The sequence below is a fragment of the Flavobacterium artemisiae genome (assembly GCF_042678225.1).
GTDB classification, from domain to species: Bacteria; Bacteroidota; Bacteroidia; order Flavobacteriales; family Flavobacteriaceae; genus Flavobacterium; species Flavobacterium artemisiae.
In genome coordinates this window covers 284148-306366 of sequence record NZ_JBHUDZ010000018.1, presented here as the reverse complement: position 1 = coordinate 306366, position 22219 = coordinate 284148, and the positions used below count along the sequence as shown (strand labels likewise).

The following is a 22219-nucleotide window of genomic DNA, read 5'->3' as shown; positions in this document are numbered from 1 at the left end:
GGGCAGGCTTCTTTTCTTTCCGAGGGCGGCCAAAGAAAAGAAGCAAAAGAAGACCGCTTTTTTTTTATGGCTTTTATTTTAATTGTATAATAGGCGCTTTTTTCCAGCGGGAAAAGCCTTTGAAAAGATACGCTGTGTTTTCAAACTCGATAAAGGCTATGAGTTCTTCTTTGCACTTTATTTTAAATCCCCTGAAATGCTGAAAATCCTTTAGCGGAATATCGGCCAGATCTCCAAAGGTTCTCACATCTAAAACAACGAACATGCTGTACATTCTCCTGCTGAAAGGAAATTGGCTGTCGTAAAGCAGTTTCTGCCGGTCTTTTTCCTTTTTTTCTTTTCTGATCTGAGCGGGACTTGGATTTGGATTTAATTGGCGCTTTAATGCCTGAAGTTTTTTCTTGTAATGATCGATTTCACACATCAGTTCGGTTACTGCTTTTACTTTATTGCAGGTTTTCTCGTAAAGCTCCTCCACATAATTGGATGTAAACCCGTATTGTTCTGCCGCCTGGGTCAGGGGCATCTTTTCAATGAGTAGTTTCTGAAGTAAATCATATTCCTTTTCAGAAAGTACCTGCTTGGACATTTCGATATAAAACCTGTTGGTGCGGTCAATAACATTATGCATAACATTACAAGTTAAATCCTTATTGCCAAAATAGGTTTTGGCTCTTGCAGTTCAATGCTAAGATACTAACGTTAATTGAGTTATGCAATGTATTTGCAGGAAAGGCTTAAGCAGCCCAGGAAACAAAACAGCCCAAAGCAATGCTTCGGGCTGTAATACTTTTTCATTTCTAATTTTTTAACAGTTATTAAAATGTAAGGTGCATACTGTTTATCACCTTGGCTTTTACCAGATCTGAATTTTTAATCTTGAGTGTCTGGTGCCTGCCTCCGTTTTTCTCGAAAATCTCAATAAATAACAGCTTGTCATCCGCTATTGTAAAGTGGTCCAGCAGGAACACATTCTGGTCTGTGGCTTTTCCGGGAATCTCATCGATTATTTTATAAGTGCGCAGCGGCACAATCGGCCTTTGCTGCGAGGCAGTGCGTCTGGCGGTTTTTTTATCCACCACCTTGAAACTCATAAAGTCAATGCTGAAAGGTACATTGGTTTGGTTTTCAAGCTGCGTATGGAAATAATACTTGCCATTGTGGATATAGATGCCCTTTAATCTGAACTGAATGCCGAAACTCTCCGATGCAATGTGCTTTACGATTCGCTTGTTGTTTTTGTAAATAGTTTCCAGGATCAAACCTGCAAGTGAGGGAGGTGTTTTTCCAAGCTCCTCAAAAAGAACATCGCTTGCACTGACTTTGTCGAAGTTCTTCTGCATCTCCATAAGATCATAGCTGAGGATGGGCGGGTTGGCGCTGTACTGCACGTTAAAATTGTAAAAACGGCCGTCATCGGTAATCACCGAAAAGTTGGTTTCCTCTTTAAAAGTCTTTACCGATGCCTTGACGCGAAGGACGTTTTCAGCATCCTCGGCCTTTGAGGCAATCAGGTATTCACTTCCAAGATCCACGTATCGGATAGCGGACGGGAAAATAAGATGGGAAGTTTTGTCATAAGTAACCTGCATATGGTACGGAGGTATAGTTCCTAAATCAAGGCTCGTGGCTTCTTTTTCCTGCGCAGATGCGGCTAATGAATATGTTATTAAAAGGGCTGTTGCCCAAAATAGTTTAAATTGATTTTTCATAATTAATTGATTTTAGATTGCTGTTATTTTTTGGAAACCAGATACACCTGATGTCCTGCTTTTAGGGTCAATTTAGGCGTCCTCACTTTTTTGGCGAAATAGCCCGAGATCCCCTGAACCACCCCGCGGCTCAGGTCAGCGGCCACCTGCTGTCCTGCAGACTGTGTCATCATAAGGCCCGTGCCGGACTGCTGGCTCATGTTGCCCGCCATTTCAGTTATGGCACTTCTTTCGGCAGAATAAGGAACAGGCACTCCCTGCTGGCCGTCAAGGTCATAAATAGCAATGTCTACAGGAATGATGGAGCCCTCCAGTTCGATGGAAGTTACTTTCAACTGCAGGCGGCCTGCCTGAATCTTGGCATTTGCCGTGACCATTGCACCCGCTGCTATGATACGACCTGAAATTCTTGCAGGTTCTAAAAGACGAAGGAAAACACCTGCCTCGCCAATAATAGTTTGTGTTTGGTGCACACAGGCCCTGATACTGTTTCTTGGCTGAAGTGTTTCTTCCATTGAACCTGCAGAATTAAACCCTCCGCCCGTGTTCCACTCTGCAATAAAAGTGCTATCGGACGGACGCTGATACAGCGAGGAGACTTTGCTTTTTTTTGCAGGAACCAGTGCCAAAAAATTCTTCTCTTCTGATTCCGTCTTTGCTACTGTAGTGTTTTTGCCTCGAGGCTCGACAGAAGCGGAGCCTGAGGGAAGGTATTTGGCTGCCATCTGATAGGATTTTTCCATAAGTTCCAGCTGGTCATCAAACGTGGCAGCTTTGGGAATTTCCTTTTGCGCGAGCTCCTGCTTCAGGTCCTCAAGCTGTCGGCGCAGTTCCTTCGTTTCTCCGTTGTCCTGCTGATAGAAAGAACCCAGCGTGTTTTGGGCAGTACGGTAAGTGTTCAGCGCAGGATCATTAGTTTCTTCCGCGTCATCGGGCATTGATTGTTTCTGCTTAGCGTTATCCTCATTCCAGTAATCGGACAGCGTGGTTAAAGCGTTCTTTTTTTGCTCTTCTTTGTCTTCGAGTATTTCCTGCTCATACGCTTTCTGTTTGTCTGCCTGCAGTACAGATCCGCTTGCCTGCGGCACGCTGTCGTTCAGACCAATGCTTTCGATCTGCTTTTTATCTTTCGAGGGCTTAAAGATCAAATACATACAGCCGATACATACAATTCCCATCAATGTGAAAATCAGCGGTTTTTTAATACGCTCGACGGTTGTCTTTTTTTCATCAGGCAGAAACGAGGAACTGTTTTGGCGAGCCTCTTCTGAGAGAAGGCTGACCTTTTTTTTATTTTCTTTCATAATCCTATTTTTTTTTAATTGGCTTGAGAGAGTCCTGTAGGGACGCTGGACTTTCTTCCTCTGACGAGGCAGGGCTTTCGATATGTTCTAGAGCCATATTGTTTCTTTCGTATACCGTATCGCGACATACGTTGAAAATGACAACTACGGTCAGCAGCACATACGCTGCAAAAAAGTACAGTATCACCTGATGTTGCCTTTTTATTGGCATTGCTTCCCAATTCTTGTCAAGCCCTTCCAGCCATTGGTCTATATTTGCTCTTAATTTATTCATAACCTTGCTATTTTGTTCTCAAAGCTTAAAACGCTTTGGACATTTATCTGTTTTTTGGTGCTGTTCATCATTGACCAAGGCGACTGCCTGCGACGCGCTGGGCGCAGATATAACAGACAGGTTTGTCAGTTCCGTTTTTTTCAGCAGCTGTCCAAATTGGTCTTTCCTTGCCACCTCCATTCTGTTGAGAGTAAATTTACCGTTCAGGTATTTTACCAGCATAATGCATCGTACACTTGGCTTGTCTTCGCCTGACCATTGCAGGTAGCCTGTCAGCAGCAAGTCCTCTTTAGGCAAACTGTCTTTTCCATTTTTGCAGTTTTCAAGATATTCGCTGATGCTATCTTTTAACTTTCCTGCGTACGCACCCTGCGTATGGAAATAGCCGTTAAATCCTTTTTCAGTCAGGATTCTTGCAAATGTGTCTAAATCTAATAATGCTTCCATAAGATTTTCTTTAGCGTTCGATGACTTCTATATCCCTGTTTTCAACCACCGCAAACTTTTCAATATTAAAGCCCTGCGGATTATTGTCCGAGCGCACCGAGTTTACCAGAAGGCAGGATGTAACCAGACTGCGGCTGGTTACATTACTCGAGCGTATGATAATTTGCCTTGCATAGCTCCGCACCACATACGGGTAAGTCTCGAAATTGCAGACCACGCTGTCCATCTCAATAAGCTGCTGTACATTGCCTGATATAATCCGGTTGTAATAACCTTTTTCCAAAAGGTCCTTGTAGTAGTTAAAGGCACTTTTATCGGCAAGGCTAAATGCCCTTTTCATATTGCTTTCAATAGCATTTTTGTCGGGCGCCAGGGTAAAGAACAGCTCGTGAAAACGCCTTACGTGCTCTCGGGCTTCCACGGGACGGTTGATCGAGGCGTCCTGAGCGAGTGCGAGCATGAGCGATTTGCCATTGTCCAACACATAAATTTTCTGGCGCTGCTGCTCGGCGAAACCATACGACCTCCAAAGCGCGTATCCAGTCACTGATGCACAGAGCACGGCAAATACAATGGCATACAGCCTGATTTGCTGAAAACTGTTTTCTATATTTCTGAGTGTTTTAAATTCCATTTTATTGAATGTTTATTGATTACTTATTGACCAGCCTTCCGGCAATGTTGCCTGTGGCCGAACCTGCGCCTGCGCCTGCTATATTTCCGGACTTCATGGCAGTCTGGTGGATGTTGCGTGAAAAGTTTCCTGCGCCGCCTGCCTGTATAATCCAGCCTGTCACTGTTGGAATGGTAAAATAGCCCACTATGCCGATAATCATAAAAATGATGTATACGGTGTTTGATGTATCAGGAATGAAAGAAGGATCAGCAAGCATTTCTATGTCCCTTTCAATGATCAGGGACTGGATCCTGGCCAGCATCGAGCTGAACAGGTCCGCTACAGGAAGCCAGAGATAAACGCTGGTATACCTTGTAATCCACTGCGTAAGAGTTGACTGGAATCCGTCCCAGACTGATATGGCAAATGCGATAGGCCCGAGGATGGACAGCACTATGAGAAAGAAAGTGCGTATGGTGTCGATCACCAGCGCTGCAGCCTGAAATAGTATTTCGAGCAGGTTACGAAACCAATCTTTTATTATTTTCTCTATCTGATAGGTCTGCCTGTCCATATACATTCCGGCCATTGTCCCGATGTCCGAAGGCGACCAGCCAAGCTCGTCCAGTTTCTTGTCGAACTCCGCGTCCGATACCATATAGGCGGTTTCGGGATTGCGTATCATCGCTTCATGCTCCAGAAGGTCTTTTTTTGCCTGAAGATCGTTCAGGTCCAATACCTGATCTTCCAGAATGCTATGTGTTCCCTGAACTATCGGGCTTAATACGGCATTGATTGTACCCAGCACGATCGTCGGGAAAAACATGATGCAGAGACCCAGTGCAAAAGGGCGCAGAAGCGGGTAGACATCAATAGGTTCAGCGCGGCTGAGCGCCTGCCAGACTTTCAAGGCCACAAAAAACAGCGCCCCGAGTCCTGATAGTCCTTTGGCCACTGCCGCCATATCGGCGGACAGTGGCAGCATCTCATCATACAGCGAGCGAAGGACCTCATGAAGATTATTGAATTCCATATTACCAGTATTTTTGGTTTGGGGTGCCGTAAAGCTCAAGAACCCTTTTGGTGCTGTTCTGCTTTTTAGCTCGCAGGATACTCACCGATATATTCTTATTGGTGTAGTAGCGCATTAGGCTGTGGTATTCTTTTACCTCTTTGTATACACGGTCGATAATGTCCATTCGCTCCTTATCACTGAGTGACAGGCTCGAGGAGGTGACAATCTGCTTGAGTTCTTTCAAAAGCTCGGTACTCTCTCCCAGCAGTGCCGAATATCCCTTGGCAATGGCGGTGAGTTCTCTTGCCGAAAAGTTTGGATCATTAAGCATCTTTCCGAAATTTTGCACATACATTTCCGATACAACGCCCACCAAAAGGACGGTCTGCTGTACCTTGCGGGCGTCTTTTACCAGATTGTTAATCGCCTGCAGCTTATCGTAATATTCTTTGCCCTGTTTGTATACCTTTTCGACTTCCTTGAAATTTTTGACCACATTGCTAACTGTAGAGGAAGTCTGTATAATCTCGTTGGCGCTGTTGAGAATCCCCGAGGCAAGATTGGCCGGATCGGTAACCACAAACTGGGCCTTTGCTGATGGTGCCGAGGCAAGCATAATTGCCGCAGAAACCATAAATAGTATTTTTTTCATTGTTATCGATTTTTAAATTGTTATTGATTACTGATTTTCCTGTTCGCGACGCCTAGTGGCAATCTGCTTGATGGCGAGCTCTACATTGCCGCCAAGTTCAGCGGCAAGCTGCATCACCTCCATTTTTTCTGTTTCTTCTGTCGTGTACGCGAGATATTCCTCAGCGGAAACTTCTGTAGCATAGACAGCCGAGTGCGTCCCTCCAAGCCCGATCCATACTTCTTTGTAAAGACGTGATGCATCGTTGTTCATATTAATGGATAACACCTGCGTTTTTTCCTTGTCTGTCAGTCCGAGCATGGATTGTATTTCATCAAACTTATTCATGTATTTGCGCTGATCGAGAAGTATCTTGCAGTCTGAATTATTGATGATGCTTTCCTTAACAATAGGAGACTGGATAATGTCATCTACTTCTTGGGTCACCACAATGGCCTCGCCAAAGAACTTCCGAACAGTCTTAAATAAATACTTTATATAATTTGCCATACCTTCCTTTGCAATAGCTTTCCAAGCCTCTTCAATGAGTATAAGTTTTCGGATGCCTTTAAGCCTTCTCATCTTGTTGATGAACACTTCCATAATGATGATCGTTACGATTGGAAAAAGGATTTTATGCTCCTTGATCGCATCAATCTCAAAGACTATAAAACGTTTGGAAAGCAGATCCAGCTGCTTGTCGGAATTCAGCAGGTAATCATATTCGCCGCCTTTGTAATAAGGCTCCAGTACATTTAGAAAATTGGCAATATCAAAGTCTTTTTCCCTTACCTGCTTTTCTACCAGTACGTTTCGGTAATCCCCCTGAATATACTCGTAAAAACCATTGAAAGACGGAAAGGCGTCATCGCGCTTGATCTTTTCGATATAGCCGCTTACGGCATTGGACAGTGCCACTTCCTCGGAGCGGGTGGGAGGTTCGTCATCACGTTTCCATAATGTAAGTATGAGCGTCTTAATACTTTCCCTTTTTTCAATATCGAAAACCCCGTCATCGGTATAGAAAGGGTTAAAGGCAATGGGATTGTCCTCGGTATAGGTAAAATACACCCCGTCTTCGCCTTTGGTTTTTCCATTGATCAGCCCGCACAACCCCTGATAGGAGTTACCGGTATCAACCAGCAGGACATGGGCGCCTTGTTCATAATACTGCCTCACCATATGATTGGTGAAAAAAGACTTGCCACTTCCCGAGGGACCGAGTATGAACTTGTTGCGGTTGGTAATGATACCGCGTCTCATCGGCAAGTCGGAAATGTCCAGATGGATAGGTTTTCCCGTCAGCCTGTCTGCCATCTTGATGCCGAATGGCGATGTGGAATCATGGTAATTGGTTTCTTCTGTGAAGAAGCACAGTGCCGGTTCAGTGAAGGTGTAAAAGCTTTCCTCGCTTGGAAAATCTCCTGCATTGCCGGGCATACCCGCCCAGTACAGCGCCGCCGTATCAGTAGTATTATGCCGCGGCTTACATTCTATAAGGGCCAGTGCGCTCCCGCAGTCGTTCTTCAGCTGTTTGAGTTCAGACGGATCGTCCGACCATGCCATGATATTGAAGTGCGCTCGGATTGACGAAAGTCCAAAGGAATGCGCTTCATTCAGATAGCGTTCTATCCACTCTTTGTTGATCTGGTTGGCGCGGCTGTAGCATGCCAGCGAGTGCATGTTTCGGGCGGACTTTTCAAACTTCTGCAGGTTCTCCTCACTGTTGTCCAAAAACAGGTACTGGTTGTAAATGTGATTACAGTTCAGCAGTAGTCCCACAGGAGCTGCAAAAGATAAACGGCAGTCGCTGCGGTCTGTGGACAGTTTTTCATATCGCGTATCAGCAGATACCGATGAGGGCAAGTCGTCGGTGTCTGAAAGCGTATGAAGGCACAGCCTATTATTTCCTACGCGTACCTCTTCGCTGCCCAGCACAATATCCTGCATCGAAGTACCTGATTCCTTTGAAAGGGTTAGGTACTGTTCCAACAGTCCCGGTCTGCCTTGCTCACCGATGATGTCTTCTTCGCTCATACGGCTGATTTTGACAAATCCGCAGTCGTTTATAATGCGCTCAAACTGAGCGACGGCTTCCATAAAACGGTGAACTGTTTCTTTATCCCTGATTTCTTTTGGTATAAGTACACCTTTGCACAGTGAGGAGAAATTGCTCTGCATCCGCATGCGCTCTTTGGTGGTTTTGGTAAGAAACAGATAACAGCAATGGTTCAGAAACGGGCGCTCATTAAAGTGCCGCTGATAAGATCTGGCCAGAAAACTCTGCACATCCTTGTCCATTTCAGGATCATAGTTCTCCCTGATGTACCAATCCTGTTTATGGACAATCGTAAAATCGGGTAGGGTCTTAATAGCCTTATGCCAGGCAGAATGAATCGTTTCATATTCGGCCGAAGCCACCGTGAAGAGTTCAGGCAGACGAACTTCAAAGCAGGCTGTAATATCCGCATCCTTTGAAAGAATGCAGTTGTTCTCTAGTGCTAGCAGCGGAAATCTGCTTTCCAGTGTTGTGGTCTTGGCTGTGTTTCTCATACGATGCTGGATTTAGCGGTTGACCTTAAATAACGTCGTACTGGCTTGCGGCAGATGATGCAACGGGGATGCCTTTTTTTTGCCCCAATTTTCATCAGTCCGTATTCCCCGTACTTTCTGTTCAGCGAGAAGGTCTGCCAGACAATGAGCGAGGCGCCACCTGTGCCGAGAAAAAGACAGATATAGGAACTGGTCCCGGCGATGTATAAAATCATGACCAGGATAAGTATTCCAAGCAGCCCTCCTGCGAAGATGAACAGGTACTGTGCCTTGAGTCCCTTGAACTCTACTGTTCTACCTATGCCTTTGTTGATATTGTAAGTATTCATAGGCAAGGTTAAAGGAAGAAAGAGCGAAGGATGGTAGCCGCGACAATAAGGAAGATACAGGCGCCGAACCAGCTCGCCGCGGTTTTTGAGGTGTCGGGATCTCCGCTACTGAATTTATTGTACACCTTAACCCCGCCGATCAGACCGACCACAGCTCCAATGGCGTAGATGAGCTGTGTAGCAGGATCAAAATAGGAGGTAACCATTTGGGTGGCTTCCGTGATGCCTGCTGTTCCGTTTCCCTGCGCCGATAACTTTAAGGATGACAGTATTATGATTACTGCCGGCAGGATTTTTTTTCTTTGTTTTTTCATAATGAAACACTTTAAATTGTTACTGTATTTCCGCACTATGCGGGCTGTGGCAACAAAAGTGTCATGAAAATCGAATGCTTGCAGTGAACTGGCTGTCTGTGGAATTAGTTGACTAGCTGTGGCGTTTTTCTTGGTGTTTAAGTATAAAAAAACGTCAAACATTTTAAGTTTGACGTTTAAATTTTCATGCAGAATTATATTTCTGGTGTTTTATTAAATGATATTGGGGAGTATGCCCTTTCAGACATACTCCCCAATATCAAATTCGTTTAAATTAATGTTCCGCAGATAGGAAGAGCTGGAATCCTTTTCAGAAGAAAGGCTCCCGTCCAACAGCTCGGCTATTTTTCGGGAAGCACTTTCCATGGAATTTTCCAGCAGGCTGAATAATTCGGTTCCCTGTATTTTCTGAACTAAAGCTATCGCTGTTTCCTGTTGAGAGGGCTCCAATTTATCTTTTTGAAGCAGCATCCCCACGGAGCTTAGTTCCTCGAAGGTAACCCCTTGGGCAAAACCGTCATCTGCGCCGGATATTCCGTACCTGTTCCATTCTTCTTCTTCCTGTTCAAAATCAGGCATATTACTGAAAATTTCGTCCAGCTCTTCCTGCGGAATTTGAACACCTCCGTTTTCATTTTCGTCGTATTCAATGTCAAAATTATAGGCATTTACCGCTGTTTCCTCGATTTGGCTTTCATTGGCATTGTTTGAGACTGAAAGGCTTCTCACAGGCTTGGGCTGACCCATAATATCCGGCAGTTTTGGGTTAACTTTTTCCTTTTTCGGCTGCCGTTGCCTTAACCTATTTTTAATGACAATCTTGTCCTGCAAAAGAAGTACTATGACTATTAGCAGGCATATCACAATAACAGTTTCCATAATCAAAGAATTGGTGTTTGTTTTTCAATATGCAGCGTCTCTATGTCTTCTCCAAAATCCTGAAAATGCTGCTTTAGCACATTGTACATATAATCTGAGATTGTGATTTTTCCATCGCCGAAGATAAAAACAATACGTGAAATCTTCCTGTGAAAATCCTCACTGATATATACCGACTTACCTTTTCTGGCTACAAATTCTGCCGGGTGTAAAAAATTGTCTTTGTATTTCCCGATTTGTACAGGCAGCTTGGTTTTCGTAAATAAATTTTTCATAATCATAATATTTTAAAAAATGGGTTTAAACTTCTCATTAAAATCTTCAGTAATTGCTTTCTCAAATATTTCAAAATGATGTTCGAGAATATTGTCGAGATAGGCATACAGCGGTATCTGATCTTTCCCTATTACCTGTACAATGCGGGACAAACGCTCGTGATATTCCTGACGGATGTAAATACTCTTATCTCCACGCTTGGTCATTGAGTGGGTTTTCAAAAAATGGCCACCATAACTTCCGTCAAGATTTTTCTTTGTTCGGTTCTTTTCCCTTTGTGCAGGTTTAATCGACAGTAACTCTTCCTGTTTTACATCTATCTTTTGCGTCTCTTCGATTGGTTCAGGCGGAAACTGTATCCCTTCTTTTTTGACGCCGTCAACCATCAGGTCCATCATGAGTTCTTCATTAATGTCTGGCTGGCTTTTTCTGTTATTTTCCTTTTCCATAAATCTACAATTGAATAATTTTTAAAAATTCGTGCATGAAGAGGTCTAATTGACAGGCTTTCATCAAGCGTTCGTCTGGAGGCATTATGGTGGAACGGAAAACGGTTTTGCTGTCCACTTCACTTTCTTTGCGAAAACGTGTGCTGTTCTTGATTTGGCTTTGCATAAGGCTTAAACCTAATTGTTCAATAAGTTGGTTATACACTTCATACAACGGCGTGCTTTCCCTGCCGTCAACCTGGTTCCAGAACAGGTTAATAGTTTCTATGGAAGTTTCCCCTTTTTTCATAATCACATCCTGCAAAAGCTGTGTGAAGATCAGTGTACTTTCCATTACCACACGGTCGGCCGTGATCGGGCTAAAAATGTGGTGCATTCCTGCCAATGCTTTCAGGATGCCGGGCGTGTTAACGGTTCCGGGCAGGTCGAAGAATACAACATCAACGGGAGTAGGAGAATCATTCACAAACTCTTGAGCCGCTTCCAATACGCTGTCTGCTTTGTACGGCATAATGGGATAGGCTTTTTTGCTGAGGGTCGTAAACTGTCTATACGCCAGCTTTTTTAAAGCTTCGTTTTCAATTACCATTGCCAAATCCCTTGTCTTCATTTTCACAAGGCTGTGCTGTGGAAAATCTGCATCAAATACGGCTACGTTGTAGCCCAACCGATAGTGCAGCAAACTTGCTAGAAGGGTTGTAAATGTACTTTTGCCAACACCGCCTTTTTGAGAAGAAAAGGCGATAAAAAGAGGTTTCTTTTTTGTGTTCATATGTGATAATTTAAAGTTTATATATCCTAGTAATACACTATTGGAGGCTACACTGATTTCAAGCTTACTATTGGGCAGGGTAGCTGTCAGGGCTGCCGGACGGCATTTCTGATCGGCTGCTTTTTTTAAGTACAGCATCATTGCATTCACTCCTGTATCTGGTCAGGCGGGAATTCCATCTTACTTATATTCTTTCAACCACTCATTCAGGAATTCAAGATAGTCGCACGGCAAGCCGTCAAGCTTTCCAAAATTTCCGAATTGTTGCAATCTTGCAATCATGAAAACCAGATGATATGCAATCTGTAATGTGCTCAATCCACTTGTCTTGAAGTATTGGCTGATTGACCTCCTGCCAACATTTAAAAACAAAGGACGAATCATTTTCATTCCATTATATCTATGTGGTATTGGTTGTCGCTCAAAGGAAGTGTTTGGTACTTCTACCTATTACAATCCTTTTGTAAACAAGGGGTTAATTTGTAAGATGGATTTTAACAACAGGTTTATGCAAATGACTTCCGAAAAAATGGAGGACAACGGGAACGGCCTCGAGCCGTTTTCCCTGTCACATATAATCCGTCCCGAAGGGCGGATTTTTGTGTTCATCAGAACACGGCAAGTTGTGTTTTGAGGCACTCTAAACCGAGTTAGTGCCTCAAAACAACTTGCCTTGCCGGGGGCTGAAAAAACCTTCCGAAGTCAGGTTTTATAAAAATTTAATTATGGATAGATTATGAAGGAGAACAATAACAACAAAAAACACAAGGGTGGACGCAAGCCCAAAAGCGACCCGAGCATCCACCGTCATGTATTTCGTCTGACGGATACGGAAAATGCCAAACTTTTATCGCTTTTTGAAACATCGGGAATTCCCAACAAAGCAAAATTTATCACCTCGCTGTTGTTCAGCAAGGAGATGAAAACGATTAAAATTGACAAAGGAACAGTTGATTTTTATATGCGGTTGACTTCGTTTCATAGTCAGTTCCGCTCCGTAGGCGTGAATTATAATCAGATTGTCAAGTTATTGTACCGTCATTTTTCCGAGAAAAAGGCGGCGGCTTTTCTCTATAAATTGGAAAAACAAACTGCTGAAATGGCGGCACTATGCCAAAAAATCATACAGATAACTGAAGAATTTGACGCAAAATATCTGAAAAAACAGCCTTAGAAATGATAGCAAAAATCGGAAGAAGCGCAAATTTATACGGAGCTTTAGCCTACAACCAGCTCAAAGTTGAGAATGAAAAAGGGGAGATATTGTTTGGCAATAAGATAATTGAAACCGCTAGCGGTAATTATTCCGTTGCACAATTAGCCCAATCTTTTACTCCTTATCTCATTGCCAACCGCAATACCGAGAAACATACGTTGCATATCTCGCTTAATCCCGATCCGAAAGATACAGTAAGTGACAACAGGTTCATGGAAATGGCAGATGCGTATATGCAGGAAATGGGTTATGGACAGCAGCCTTATGTGGTGTTCAAACATACTGATATTGACCGTAGCCATATCCATATTGTATCGGTGTGCGTTGATGAACAGGGTAAAAAGATTTCGGATAGTTATGAGAAAATGCGCTCTATGAACGTCTGCCGTGAACTTGAAAGGAAATATGGATTGATACCTGCAACAGATAAAGAGCATAAACAGATAGACAAGGTTTTCCGTCCTGTAGATTATAAGGCAGGTGATGTTAAAAGTCAGATAGCTTCAATAGTACGTCACCTGCCGAATTATTATAAATACCAAACTTTGGGAGAATACAATGCCTTGCTTTCCCTCTTTAATGTTACCACAGGAAAAGTTGGAGGGGAATTACAAGGAGAGATGCGACAGGGTTTACTGTACATTCCTTTAAATGAAAAGGGCGAAAGAGCCGGACATCCGTTCAAGGCTTCTTTATTCGGAAAGAATGCCGGACTGCCGGCTCTGGAATTGCACTACGCGAAATCCAAAGAAACTTTAAAAGACCACCCGGCAAAGCCAACCATTAAAGCTGCCGTTACCATTGCCATGCAATCAACAAGTGACAAGGAGGCTTTTAAAAAACAGTTAGGGGAGCAAGGAATTAACGTGGTAGCACGGAGAAATGATACAGGACTTATTTACGGAATTACCTTTATAGACCATAATTCTAAAACAGTGTGGAACGGCTCCAGATTGGGCAAAGAGTTTTCTGCCAATATTTTTAATGATTATTGGAACAACAATATCGAACCTGAAATAAAAGGATCGGTTAAACTACAATCGAAAATTTCGACATCAAATAATGGAGATATTCCGCCAGATGAACCTTATCATTTGTTCGACTTCCTGAATAATGCGCAAAAGCACGAAGGCGATTTAATTGATGCATTTGGTACCTTATTGCCAGAAGCACAGGGAGAAGATTACCAGGAGCAGGATTTTGCCAATAGATTGAAGAAAAAAAGAAGCCGCAAAAGAGGACAGAAATAAGAATTCAGCCGAACACCGCCACACACCGCCTATGACTTCCATATTGAAATAGCCTAGTTGCACAGCTTTTAAATTCATGCTCGAACATTAAAAATTAAAATAATGCAGGGAGAAGATGATTTAAGAGGATTAGCCAAAACTATGAGTTTTATGCGGGCAGTAAGTATCCTTTTGGTGCTGATGCACCTTTATTGGTTTTGCTACGGTTACTTTATAGATCAGGGCTGGACATTAGAGGTGATCAACAAAATATTAGGTAATTTTCAGCGTACCGCGGGATTGTTCTCGAATACTCTTTATACCAAAGTATTTGCGCTGATGTTATTAGCATTAAGCTGCCTGGGTTCAAAGGGTGTTAAGAACCAGAAGATAACCTGGACTAAAATTTACATTGCTTTGGTGATCGGGTTTGTTCTTTTTTTTCTGAACACAGCTTTATTAAAGCTATCAATCAATACCGCTACAATTTCTTATATCGTTACAACTGGGTTAGGATATATCGCTTTAATGGTTGCCGGAGTCTGGATGGGCCGACTGCTTCGTAACAATCTCATGGACGATGTTTTCAATAACGAGAACGAAAGTTTTATGCAGGAAACTGCATTGATGGAAAATGAATATTCTGTCAATCTACCTACGAAGTTTTACTACAAAGGAAAATGGAACAATGGCTGGATTAATATAGTCAATCCTTTTCGGGCAACAATTGTTTTAGGTACTCCGGGCTCAGGAAAATCATATGCAATCGTAAACAATTACATCAAACAGCAGATTGAGAAAGGTTTTAGTATGTACATCTACGATTTCAAATTTGATGACCTTTCTACCATTGCATATAATCATTTATTAAAGCACAGCGATAAATACAAAGTACAACCAAAATTCTATGTCATCAACTTTGATAACCCCCGAAAGAGCCATCGTTGCAATCCGCTTAATCCCGATTTCATGACGGATATCTCGGATGCTTACGAAGCAGCATACACGATAATGCTGAACCTCAATCGTAGCTGGATACAGAAGCAGGGTGATTTTTTCGTCGAAAGCCCGATTATCCTTTTGGCTGCAATCATATGGTACCTGAAAATTTATGACGACGGTAAGTATTGTACGTTTCCACACGCTATTGAACTCTTGAATAAAAAATACTCAGACGTATTTACGATTTTAACCTCATATTCCGACTTGGAAAACTATTTATCGCCTTTTATGGATGCCTGGCAGGGAGGCGCACAAGACCAATTACAGGGACAGATAGCCTCTGCAAAAATCCCTTTGTCAAGAATGATTTCGCCACAACTTTATTGGGTTATGACAGGCGATGATTTTTCATTGGATATCAACAATCCCAAAGAGCCTAAGATATTATGCGTAGGCAATAATCCTGACCGACAAAATATCTACTCTGCCGCATTGGGATTGTACAATTCGCGTATCGTCAAACTTATTAACAAAAAGGGTCAGTTGAAAAGTTCGGTTATCATAGACGAGCTGCCGACCATCTATTTTAGAGGATTGGATAACCTTATTGCAACCGCCAGAAGTAATAAGGTGGCTGTTTGTTTGGGCTTTCAGGATTATTCCCAGCTTACAAGGGATTATGGCGAAAAAGAGAGCAAGGTAATTCAGAATACTGTAGGTAATATTTTTAGCGGCCAAGTGGTCGGCGAAACTGCAAAAAGCCTGTCGGAAAGATTCGGGAAAGTATTGCAGAAAAGGCAGAGCATGAGCATCAACCGCAACGATACATCAACTTCAATATCAACTCAATTGGACAGTCTTATACCGGCTTCCAAAATATCCACCTTGACACAAGGATTTTTTGTTGGAGCGGTATCGGACAACTTCGATGAACGCATCGAGCAAAAAATATTTCATGCAAAAATCGTAGTAGATAATGACAGGGTTGCCGCCGAAACCAAAGCCTACAAAAAGATACCGCAGATACTGTCTTTTACCGATGAAAACGGAGCGGACAATATGAAGCGGGAAATTGAAAGCAATTACAAACAGATAAAGCTGGATGTTATGAATATTGTTGAAAGTGAAATGGAGCGCATCAAGAATGACCCTGATTTACAGTATTTAGTGCAACAGGATAAACAATAATAGGGTGCTTATTTTTATATGTTTTCATACCAAGAATATTTGTTGTTTATATAATGTGATTTTGTAAGATTTCAATCTTCATTGCATCTAACCCTACATACAACAATATTATTATTACATTATGAAACGACTATTATTCATTTTCACATTACTATTCTCTATCGTTCAAACTTTTGCACAAGATGCCATTAAGGTTACGTCAATTAGCAAAAAAGGAAATCAAATTATTTTTCTTCCGCACATTGGTTGTTCATCAGAAATGTGGCAGGATATTGCCAAAAATTACAGTAAAAATTATGCTTGCTATTTGGTGGATTTTGCCGGTTTTAACGGTCAGAAACCTATTGATACCTTATTTACCGAAAATTATGTGAACGATTTACGGACATTTATCAAAAAAGGAAAACTGAAAAATGTTATTTTAGTGGCGCAAAATTACGGTGCTTTCGTGGCTGTAAAATTAGCTTCTGATAAGAATTTGAATATTAGGGGTATTATTGCTTCTGATTTTTACCCTAAACTAAGCATGGTATTAGACCCGGCAATGACAGCAGAAAAGTTGGAGCAGATGAAAAAAGGCATCCGCAAAGGAACAATGGAAATGAGCATTAACGATTTTACGGCTACTCAAAAACAAACTGCCGAAATGATGAATTTTACCAATGCCGAAGATGTAAACCGTTTTGTACAATGGCAGTTAAAATCGGATAGAAAAACGCTTGCCGAAACACTTTGTGAGCAGTTTGGGGGAGATTTACTTCCCGAATTGAAAGACAATAAAATACCAATGCTGGTTTTTACTACGTGGTATTTTGCAAAGAAGTATAAAAACATACCGATTTCGGAAGCAGATATAAAATTAAAAGAAATGTATGCCGATTCGCCTTATATTACACATGCGATTACCGAAGATGCCAAAGATTTTATGGCAAGCGACCAGCCGAAATGGTTTATTAGTGAAATGGATAAATTTTTAAAACAGCCTATTGTTGGAAAATAAGCAGAAAATTTTCGACCACCTTTTTACCGAATATCGGGATTGGATTTTCCGTTTGTGTTACAGCTATACAAGAAGCGAAACACAGGCAGAAGATTTGGTGCAGGAATGTTTTTCCAAAGTTTGGATAAATTTATCATCTTTTGAGCATCGTTCTGATTATAGCACATGGATTTATAGGATTGCCGCCAATACCTGTCTGATGCGACTACGCAAGGAAAAGAACAATCCGATTGAATATCACGACAACTTAAAAGACAATTCTTCCGAAGAAAAATACGAAGACAAAGAAGAGCAGTCCAATGTTTTATACGGTGCCATTGCCCAGCTCAACGAAATAGACCGGATTATTATTTCAATGGTACTGGAAGACGTTCCGCAAAAGCAAATAGGTGAAGTACTCGGTATTACCGAAAACAATGTGAATATAAAAGTGTACCGCATTAAGAAACAACTGAAAGAACTATTATCAAAAAACAACGGTTATGGAAAAGGATTTTGAAGAACTAAAAACGCTGTTTCAGCAGAAAAAGGCTTCAGTAACCTTATCTCAAAAGGTTGTTGACAAAAAAGCAAAGGATGATTTAGCACTATTGAAAAAAAATCATCTTAAAACAATATTTACGTTTATCATAACGGCAATTGCCCTAATTTTTATTGATAAAATAAATTCCGAAAAAATGGAAACATCAGCTTACGGTTTATGGATTTTAATTGGTTGCTCTTTATACTACGCATCCAGTAAAATGTACATGCTTCATCGTTTAAATAAAGTAAAACCAACTGAAACTGTCCTGCAAACCATAAAACAATTAGAAAGCTATAAAAAACTGAATATTTGGATGCATACTTACGGCGAAGTTATTTATGTTTTGGTGTTGGGATTTGGGGTTTATCTATATGTGCGACCTGTACTCGATAAATTTTTATTGGACAAAACTGGACGTACCATTCTTTGTTTTTGGTGGATTTGGGGAGCTTGTATTGTGTGGATGATATTTTACACCTTTGTTATCAAACGAAGACGGATGAAAAAAGATGTTGCTATTCTTGAAAAATATATTCAATCCATTAAATCGGAAATATGATTAAACATTTCAATTTAAAAAAGTAAATATTTTAGGTTAATTATATTCTTAACAAATACCATCATATACCATCATATCCGTAAGATTTTCCTTTTCACTGCATCTAAATAGGAAAAGAACAATCTTATGAGAAAAATCAAAAATTTATTTTTATTAAACAGTATCCTAATTTTTAGCACTTCTGTAAATGCTCAACTCAATTCGGAAGTTAAACTATTTGCACCAAACATTATCTCTAATGATAAAGTATTTGGATTAACCATTTCGCCCGATGGCAATACAGCCTATTTCGTAAACTCTTTTGGAGGAAGAAAAAAACTCCAGCTAATGCAAAGCGAAAAAGCGAATGGAAAATGGCAGGTGCCAAAACCGGCTTTTTTTTCTGACCAGAAATTTAGAGAGATAGACCCTATTGTTTCTCCTGATGGAAACAGCATTTTGTATAACAGCCGAAAAAGTCTTCAAAAAAATGCGACCGATGATAAAGATTTAGACATTTGGATGGTAAAACGAAATAGCGGTAAATGGGGTAAGCCGTTTCCGCTTGATGAAATAAATAGTGATGAAAACGAAACTTATGCTACAATAGCCGCTAACGGAAACATCTATTTTGGCTTACGCAGCGATAAAAAAGGTTATGGCGGAAACGACATTTATGTTTCCCGATTGGTAAACGGAAAACACCAAAGACCGGAGAATTTGGGGTATCCCATCAACACAAAAAGCGATGAGGGCAACAGTTTTATTGCGCCCGATGAAAGTTATATGATTTTTTCTTCGGACATAAATACCTCGGGTTTCGGGCAATCCGACCTTTATATCAGCTTTAACCAAAATGGCAAGTGGTGTGTTCCTGTTAATCTGGGAGCAGAAATCAATTCGGCACAAAACCATTTTTGCCCGACTATTTTCAACAACGACACGCTTATTTTCGCCCGCTCGCAAAAAGTGGGTGATGATATGGTGGAAAATATTTATACCGCTAAAATCAATATTTCGTTTCTTAAAACTTTAATGGTAATACAGCCGACACCTGTTTTTGATAAAATATTTCCTGATGGCGATGTGTATGGCATTAGTTTTTCGCCTGATGGAAAATATGCTTATACTACGAGAAGTAGTGCCGACAGAAGCGTTTGCGAAATTTATCGTATAGAAATTGGTGTGGGCGGAAGTTTTATCAACCCCGAAAAAATGGACATTTGGCAAATAACACCCAATGTTTCCAATCCGGTAATTAGCCATGATGGCACATTTGCATTGTTGCGAATTTCAGAACCCGGTAAAAATCCCGATTTGTATATTTCTAAAAAAGATACACAGGGACATTGGCAAAAACCGGTGCTTTTACCTGAAAGCATCAACACCGAAATCGACCAATATTACCCGGAATTAACCGCAGAAAACCATCTTTATTATTCCAGCAATGGCGATGTATTTTATGCCGAATATAAAAACGGACAATGGCAAAATCCCGTTCCTGTAAATGAGTTTAATACCAAAGATTTCTCCGAAAGCAATATTGCGGTTAGCCGTGACGGAAAATGGCTGGTTTTTCTATCTAACCGCACCGGTATTTATGGAGCTTACGATTTATTTCTTTCCAAAAAAACAGAAAATGGTTGGTCGAAGCCGGTTAATCTGGGCTCAAAAATAAACACTAATGCAATGGAATATCAACCTCGTTTTTCATTAGATAATAAAACGCTGTATTTTACCCGTTCTGTTTTTACTGATGGAAAAAGACAGGGAAAAGATGAGGTGCTAAAAGTTGAGATTGGCGAGGTGCTGAATAGTTTTTAAAATCAAATCCATCATTAAGGAATTAATAGACAGTAAGAAAAAAGTTTTGCGATTTAAAAACTTAATTGGTTCTTAACTCCTTAATGTTTCCATATATCCTGTGCTTCTTTAACTCTGTGGAATATAATAATTTCATCCATCATTTTTTCCTCTTATCCTCTCGTAAACAGCAGATAAATGACTGAAATCTTTAGTGAATTGCGATTGCTCAAAAAAATAAGCAGGAGAATGCCGAAAAAATGTTTAAAATCTTTAATTAAATATTGTACTAAAAGAACAATCCTTAACCGATGCCTTGAAGTTTATCAATACGCATTAAATACATACTAACCTTAAAATAACAAAAAAATGAAGCACTTACTATTATTCATGCTATCAGTGGTTTTGCTATCCTGTTCAAAAAATGATGATGATATTAAACCCAACCAACCGCCAAAGGCCTTTAATTTAACTGCCGTAGCCAATAATGCTACCGGTGTGGTACTTAAACCTGCTTTAAGCTGGCAAGCAGCAACCGACCCGGATGGCGATGCCGTAACTTACAGTTTGTACTTAGATAAAAATGCACAACCTACTACATTGATAAAAGCTGGCATAACTGCTACTGGTTTTACATTGGTTACGGCTTTAACACACAATACCATTTACTACTGGAAAGTGGTAGCTACCGATGCAAAAGGAGCGAAAACCGAAAGCAACGTGTTTAAGTTTACTACCGAAACGGCGGCTAACCCCAACCAACCGCCAAAAGCGTTTGTGCTTACTGCACCTACCAATAATGCTACAAGTATTGCACTAAACCCAACGTTGAGCTGGCAAGCTGCAACCGACCCGGATGGAGATGCCATAACTTACCAATTGTATCTAGATAAAAATACCTCACCCACTACCTTAGTTAAGGATGGTATAGCTGCAACTTCGCATTTACTTACCACAGCATTAACAAACAATACAGTCTATTACTGGAAAATAGTGGTTACCGATACCAAAGGTGCAAAAACCGAAAGCAGTGTTTTTAAATTTACAACTCTTGCAACAGCACCTGCAACTGTAAGCTTACCCGTAAAAACAATATACAAAAACGCAAGCGGAACAGTTATCAAAACCAGTACCATAACCTACGACGGGCAAAAACGCCTCAGTAAAACTGTTGTTATTAATAATCAAAATGCTAACCTGAGCGTAACGAGTACTTTCAGTTACGCAAATGGTAAAATAACGCAGGTCGTAGATTGGAACGACCCTGCAAAACCACAGGAAAAATTCGTCTTTTTCTACGATGGCAACGGAATGAAGAATGAAGAGTGGTACTCTGGTGGTACTCTATACTATACCTATGAATGGTTTTATCGCCCAGATGGCGGTAAGGAAAGAAGAATAAAGAACACTTCGGGCAATCTGGTGACAACTGACTATTACCGTTTTAGTACCACGGGTAATATTGAGCGTGTGGTGATAGATAATGTTTCTGGAGAAGATATAGAATATACCTTTAGCAATTACGACAATAAATTGCGGGCGATTTCAGGTAGTGTTTTAAACAACGTACTACCAGTTCTTTTATTAGGTTTTAATGGCACAAACTTGCCCGCACCCAACAATCCGCTATCGTATACAGAAAAATCGCTTACCACAGGTAATATGATTGCTTCGCAAACTTTAGAACATACCTACAACAACAAAAATCAGGTTACCCTAATGAAACTTAAAGATAGTGACAGCGGTGCTTTAATTGAAACACGAACTAGTGAGTATCAGGAATTTTAAATAGTAAATAATTAGTAAACAAATTAGGGAAGTTGAAGTGTAACTTCCCTGATTTGTTGTTTTAATAACTGGTGGTAACAGGAAATTTTAAATTTATTTGGATGAATACTTGTTACAATCAGGTTTTACAGGACTTAGAGATTGCAAAGTAGTTGATAAGTCGAAATGCTTGGAGTTTCTTTATGTTTTTCGATCTGGTATGCAGGTTCTTCTTTAAGTTCGGGCTTAATGAAAAATTGTATTTTTTGCTCAACAGCAACCAGTTGAAAGCTAAAGCATGCAGGAAACCTTTCTATATTCCTTTTTACGGTTTTGTTGAGTTTTTTTTGTTTCAACCTGGTATAAGGAAGCAAGGTTGCTATCGAGCATAACCTGCTTTCCGCGTATGGAATAAATCTGATTTCTGATTTCCATAGTG

24 protein-coding genes are annotated in these 22219 nt (G+C 40.9%); 8 read left to right on the top strand and 16 right to left on the bottom strand.

Translation table 11 applies throughout. From position 1 onward, the window contains the following. Positions 1 to 73 precede the first annotated feature (73 nt). The 15 genes from ACFSC2_RS21110 to ACFSC2_RS21040 form a co-directional block, all read right to left on the bottom strand. Positions 74 to 631, bottom strand: coding sequence for a hypothetical protein (locus ACFSC2_RS21110; RefSeq protein ID WP_379813048.1), 558 nt, complete (start codon positions 629 to 631; stop codon positions 74 to 76). Between the two features lie 187 nt (positions 632 to 818). Beyond that, the gene (traN, locus tag ACFSC2_RS21105) at positions 819 to 1712 is read right to left on the bottom strand and encodes a conjugative transposon protein TraN (protein ID WP_379813046.1); all 894 of its coding nucleotides are present in this window, start codon (positions 1710 to 1712) and stop codon (positions 819 to 821) included. A gap of 23 nt (positions 1713 to 1735) precedes the next feature. Beyond that, positions 1736 to 3016 carry a conjugative transposon protein TraM gene (gene traM / locus ACFSC2_RS21100; RefSeq protein WP_379813044.1) on the bottom strand — a complete coding sequence of 427 codons (1281 nt, stop codon included), beginning with the start codon at positions 3014 to 3016 and terminating at the stop codon, positions 1736 to 1738. 4 nt (positions 3017 to 3020) lie between these two features. Continuing rightward, the gene (locus ACFSC2_RS21095; RefSeq protein ID WP_379813042.1) at positions 3021 to 3290 is read right to left on the bottom strand and encodes a nitrogen regulatory IIA protein; all 270 of its coding nucleotides are present in this window, start codon (positions 3288 to 3290) and stop codon (positions 3021 to 3023) included. A gap of 18 nt (positions 3291 to 3308) precedes the next feature. After that, the gene (locus ACFSC2_RS21090) at positions 3309 to 3737 is read right to left on the bottom strand and encodes a hypothetical protein (RefSeq protein ID WP_379813041.1); all 429 of its coding nucleotides are present in this window, start codon (positions 3735 to 3737) and stop codon (positions 3309 to 3311) included. Between the two features lie 10 nt (positions 3738 to 3747). Beyond that, entirely contained in the window at positions 3748 to 4371 is a 624-nt protein-coding gene (gene traK / locus ACFSC2_RS21085) for a conjugative transposon protein TraK (protein WP_379813039.1), read from the bottom strand. 19 nt (positions 4372 to 4390) lie between these two features. Then, positions 4391 to 5386, bottom strand: a complete 996-nt coding sequence (gene traJ / locus ACFSC2_RS21080; protein ID WP_379813037.1) for a conjugative transposon protein TraJ — start codon at positions 5384 to 5386, stop codon at positions 4391 to 4393. Between the two features lies 1 nt (position 5387). Then, on the bottom strand, positions 5388 to 6020 hold the full coding sequence (locus ACFSC2_RS21075) for a DUF4141 domain-containing protein (protein WP_379813035.1): 633 nt from the start codon (positions 6018 to 6020) through the stop codon (positions 5388 to 5390). Positions 6021 to 6047: 27 nt separating this feature from the next. Then, positions 6048 to 8552, bottom strand: coding sequence for a TraG family conjugative transposon ATPase (locus ACFSC2_RS21070; protein WP_379813033.1), 2505 nt, complete (start codon positions 8550 to 8552; stop codon positions 6048 to 6050). Further along, positions 8549 to 8881: a DUF4133 domain-containing protein gene (locus tag ACFSC2_RS21065; protein ID WP_379813032.1), complete on the bottom strand. Its 333-nt coding sequence runs from the start codon at positions 8879 to 8881 to the stop codon at positions 8549 to 8551. Before ACFSC2_RS21065 ends, ACFSC2_RS21070 begins: the two co-directional genes overlap by 4 nt. 8 nt (positions 8882 to 8889) lie before the next feature. Next, positions 8890 to 9195 carry a DUF4134 domain-containing protein gene (locus tag ACFSC2_RS21060; protein WP_121321471.1) on the bottom strand — a complete coding sequence of 102 codons (306 nt, stop codon included), beginning with the start codon at positions 9193 to 9195 and terminating at the stop codon, positions 8890 to 8892. 240 nt (positions 9196 to 9435) lie between these two features. After that, positions 9436 to 10074, bottom strand: a complete 639-nt coding sequence (locus ACFSC2_RS21055; RefSeq protein ID WP_379813030.1) for a conjugal transfer protein TraD — start codon at positions 10072 to 10074, stop codon at positions 9436 to 9438. A 2-nt stretch (positions 10075 to 10076) separates the two neighbouring features. Beyond that, positions 10077 to 10349 carry a DUF3408 domain-containing protein gene (locus ACFSC2_RS21050; RefSeq protein WP_379813028.1) on the bottom strand — a complete coding sequence of 91 codons (273 nt, stop codon included), beginning with the start codon at positions 10347 to 10349 and terminating at the stop codon, positions 10077 to 10079. 12 nt (positions 10350 to 10361) lie between these two features. Next, a complete protein-coding gene (locus tag ACFSC2_RS21045) occupies positions 10362 to 10799 on the bottom strand; it encodes a DUF3408 domain-containing protein (RefSeq protein ID WP_379813026.1) in 438 nt (145 codons plus the stop codon). Between the two features lie 4 nt (positions 10800 to 10803). Continuing rightward, complete coding sequence (locus ACFSC2_RS21040) at positions 10804 to 11571, bottom strand: ParA family protein (protein WP_379814300.1); 768 nt, start codon at positions 11569 to 11571, stop codon at positions 10804 to 10806. A 736-nt stretch (positions 11572 to 12307) separates the two neighbouring features. On the opposite strand from ACFSC2_RS21040, the gene mobA reads away from it, so the two are divergent. The 8 genes from mobA to ACFSC2_RS21000 all read left to right on the top strand — a co-directional run bounded on the left by mobA (position 12308) and on the right by ACFSC2_RS21000 (position 21801). Continuing rightward, positions 12308 to 12745, top strand: a complete 438-nt coding sequence (gene mobA / locus ACFSC2_RS21035) for a conjugal transfer protein MobA (protein ID WP_379813024.1) — start codon at positions 12308 to 12310, stop codon at positions 12743 to 12745. A gap of 2 nt (positions 12746 to 12747) precedes the next feature. Next, on the top strand, positions 12748 to 14037 hold the full coding sequence (gene mobB, locus ACFSC2_RS21030; protein ID WP_379813022.1) for a conjugal transfer protein MobB: 1290 nt from the start codon (positions 12748 to 12750) through the stop codon (positions 14035 to 14037). A gap of 102 nt (positions 14038 to 14139) precedes the next feature. After that, the gene (gene mobC / locus ACFSC2_RS21025; protein ID WP_379813021.1) at positions 14140 to 16146 is read left to right on the top strand and encodes a conjugal transfer protein MobC; all 2007 of its coding nucleotides are present in this window, start codon (positions 14140 to 14142) and stop codon (positions 16144 to 16146) included. Positions 16147 to 16267: 121 nt separating this feature from the next. Beyond that, positions 16268 to 17146 (top strand): alpha/beta fold hydrolase, encoded by an 879-nt coding sequence (locus tag ACFSC2_RS21020; RefSeq protein ID WP_379813020.1) that lies wholly within the window; start codon positions 16268 to 16270, stop codon positions 17144 to 17146. Continuing rightward, positions 17136 to 17645: an RNA polymerase sigma factor gene (locus ACFSC2_RS21015; protein ID WP_379813018.1), complete on the top strand. Its 510-nt coding sequence runs from the start codon at positions 17136 to 17138 to the stop codon at positions 17643 to 17645. The genes ACFSC2_RS21020 and ACFSC2_RS21015 overlap by 11 nt, the downstream gene beginning before the upstream one ends. After that, complete coding sequence (locus tag ACFSC2_RS21010) at positions 17629 to 18231, top strand: hypothetical protein (RefSeq protein WP_379813016.1); 603 nt, start codon at positions 17629 to 17631, stop codon at positions 18229 to 18231. Before ACFSC2_RS21015 ends, ACFSC2_RS21010 begins: the two co-directional genes overlap by 17 nt. 126 nt (positions 18232 to 18357) lie before the next feature. Further along, positions 18358 to 20034, top strand: a complete 1677-nt coding sequence (locus ACFSC2_RS21005; protein ID WP_379813014.1) for a TolB-like translocation protein — start codon at positions 18358 to 18360, stop codon at positions 20032 to 20034. 477 nt (positions 20035 to 20511) lie between these two features. Beyond that, the gene (locus ACFSC2_RS21000; protein ID WP_379813012.1) at positions 20512 to 21801 is read left to right on the top strand and encodes a hypothetical protein; all 1290 of its coding nucleotides are present in this window, start codon (positions 20512 to 20514) and stop codon (positions 21799 to 21801) included. A gap of 270 nt (positions 21802 to 22071) precedes the next feature. Here the strand turns inward: ACFSC2_RS21000 and ACFSC2_RS20995 are convergent, their stop codons facing one another. Continuing rightward, the gene (locus ACFSC2_RS20995) at positions 22072 to 22170 is read right to left on the bottom strand and encodes an ORF6N domain-containing protein (RefSeq protein WP_379814299.1); all 99 of its coding nucleotides are present in this window, start codon (positions 22168 to 22170) and stop codon (positions 22072 to 22074) included. Positions 22171 to 22219 lie beyond the last annotated feature (49 nt).

Coding starts and splice junctions, on each gene's coding strand:
- ACFSC2_RS21110 (WP_379813048.1), bottom strand. CDS start 631: ATGCATAATGTTATTGACCGCACCAACAGGTTTTATATCGAAATGTCC.
- traN (WP_379813046.1), bottom strand. CDS start 1,712: ATGAAAAATCAATTTAAACTATTTTGGGCAACAGCCCTTTTAATAACA.
- traM (WP_379813044.1), bottom strand. CDS start 3,016: ATGAAAGAAAATAAAAAAAAGGTCAGCCTTCTCTCAGAAGAGGCTCGC.
- ACFSC2_RS21095 (WP_379813042.1), bottom strand. CDS start 3,290: ATGAATAAATTAAGAGCAAATATAGACCAATGGCTGGAAGGGCTTGAC.
- ACFSC2_RS21090 (WP_379813041.1), bottom strand. CDS start 3,737: ATGGAAGCATTATTAGATTTAGACACATTTGCAAGAATCCTGACTGAA.
- traK (WP_379813039.1), bottom strand. CDS start 4,371: ATGGAATTTAAAACACTCAGAAATATAGAAAACAGTTTTCAGCAAATC.
- traJ (WP_379813037.1), bottom strand. CDS start 5,386: ATGGAATTCAATAATCTTCATGAGGTCCTTCGCTCGCTGTATGATGAG.
- ACFSC2_RS21075 (WP_379813035.1), bottom strand. CDS start 6,020: ATGAAAAAAATACTATTTATGGTTTCTGCGGCAATTATGCTTGCCTCG.
- ACFSC2_RS21070 (WP_379813033.1), bottom strand. CDS start 8,552: ATGAGAAACACAGCCAAGACCACAACACTGGAAAGCAGATTTCCGCTG.
- ACFSC2_RS21065 (WP_379813032.1), bottom strand. CDS start 8,881: ATGAATACTTACAATATCAACAAAGGCATAGGTAGAACAGTAGAGTTC.
- ACFSC2_RS21060 (WP_121321471.1), bottom strand. CDS start 9,195: ATGAAAAAACAAAGAAAAAAAATCCTGCCGGCAGTAATCATAATACTG.
- ACFSC2_RS21055 (WP_379813030.1), bottom strand. CDS start 10,074: ATGGAAACTGTTATTGTGATATGCCTGCTAATAGTCATAGTACTTCTT.
- ACFSC2_RS21050 (WP_379813028.1), bottom strand. CDS start 10,349: ATGAAAAATTTATTTACGAAAACCAAGCTGCCTGTACAAATCGGGAAA.
- ACFSC2_RS21045 (WP_379813026.1), bottom strand. CDS start 10,799: ATGGAAAAGGAAAATAACAGAAAAAGCCAGCCAGACATTAATGAAGAA.
- ACFSC2_RS21040 (WP_379814300.1), bottom strand. CDS start 11,571: ATGAACACAAAAAAGAAACCTCTTTTTATCGCCTTTTCTTCTCAAAAA.
- mobA (WP_379813024.1), top strand. CDS start 12,308: ATGAAGGAGAACAATAACAACAAAAAACACAAGGGTGGACGCAAGCCC.
- mobB (WP_379813022.1), top strand. CDS start 12,748: ATGATAGCAAAAATCGGAAGAAGCGCAAATTTATACGGAGCTTTAGCC.
- mobC (WP_379813021.1), top strand. CDS start 14,140: ATGCAGGGAGAAGATGATTTAAGAGGATTAGCCAAAACTATGAGTTTT.
- ACFSC2_RS21020 (WP_379813020.1), top strand. CDS start 16,268: ATGAAACGACTATTATTCATTTTCACATTACTATTCTCTATCGTTCAA.
- ACFSC2_RS21010 (WP_379813016.1), top strand. CDS start 17,629: ATGGAAAAGGATTTTGAAGAACTAAAAACGCTGTTTCAGCAGAAAAAG.
- ACFSC2_RS21005 (WP_379813014.1), top strand. CDS start 18,358: ATGAGAAAAATCAAAAATTTATTTTTATTAAACAGTATCCTAATTTTT.
- ACFSC2_RS20995 (WP_379814299.1), bottom strand. CDS start 22,170: ATGCTCGATAGCAACCTTGCTTCCTTATACCAGGTTGAAACAAAAAAA.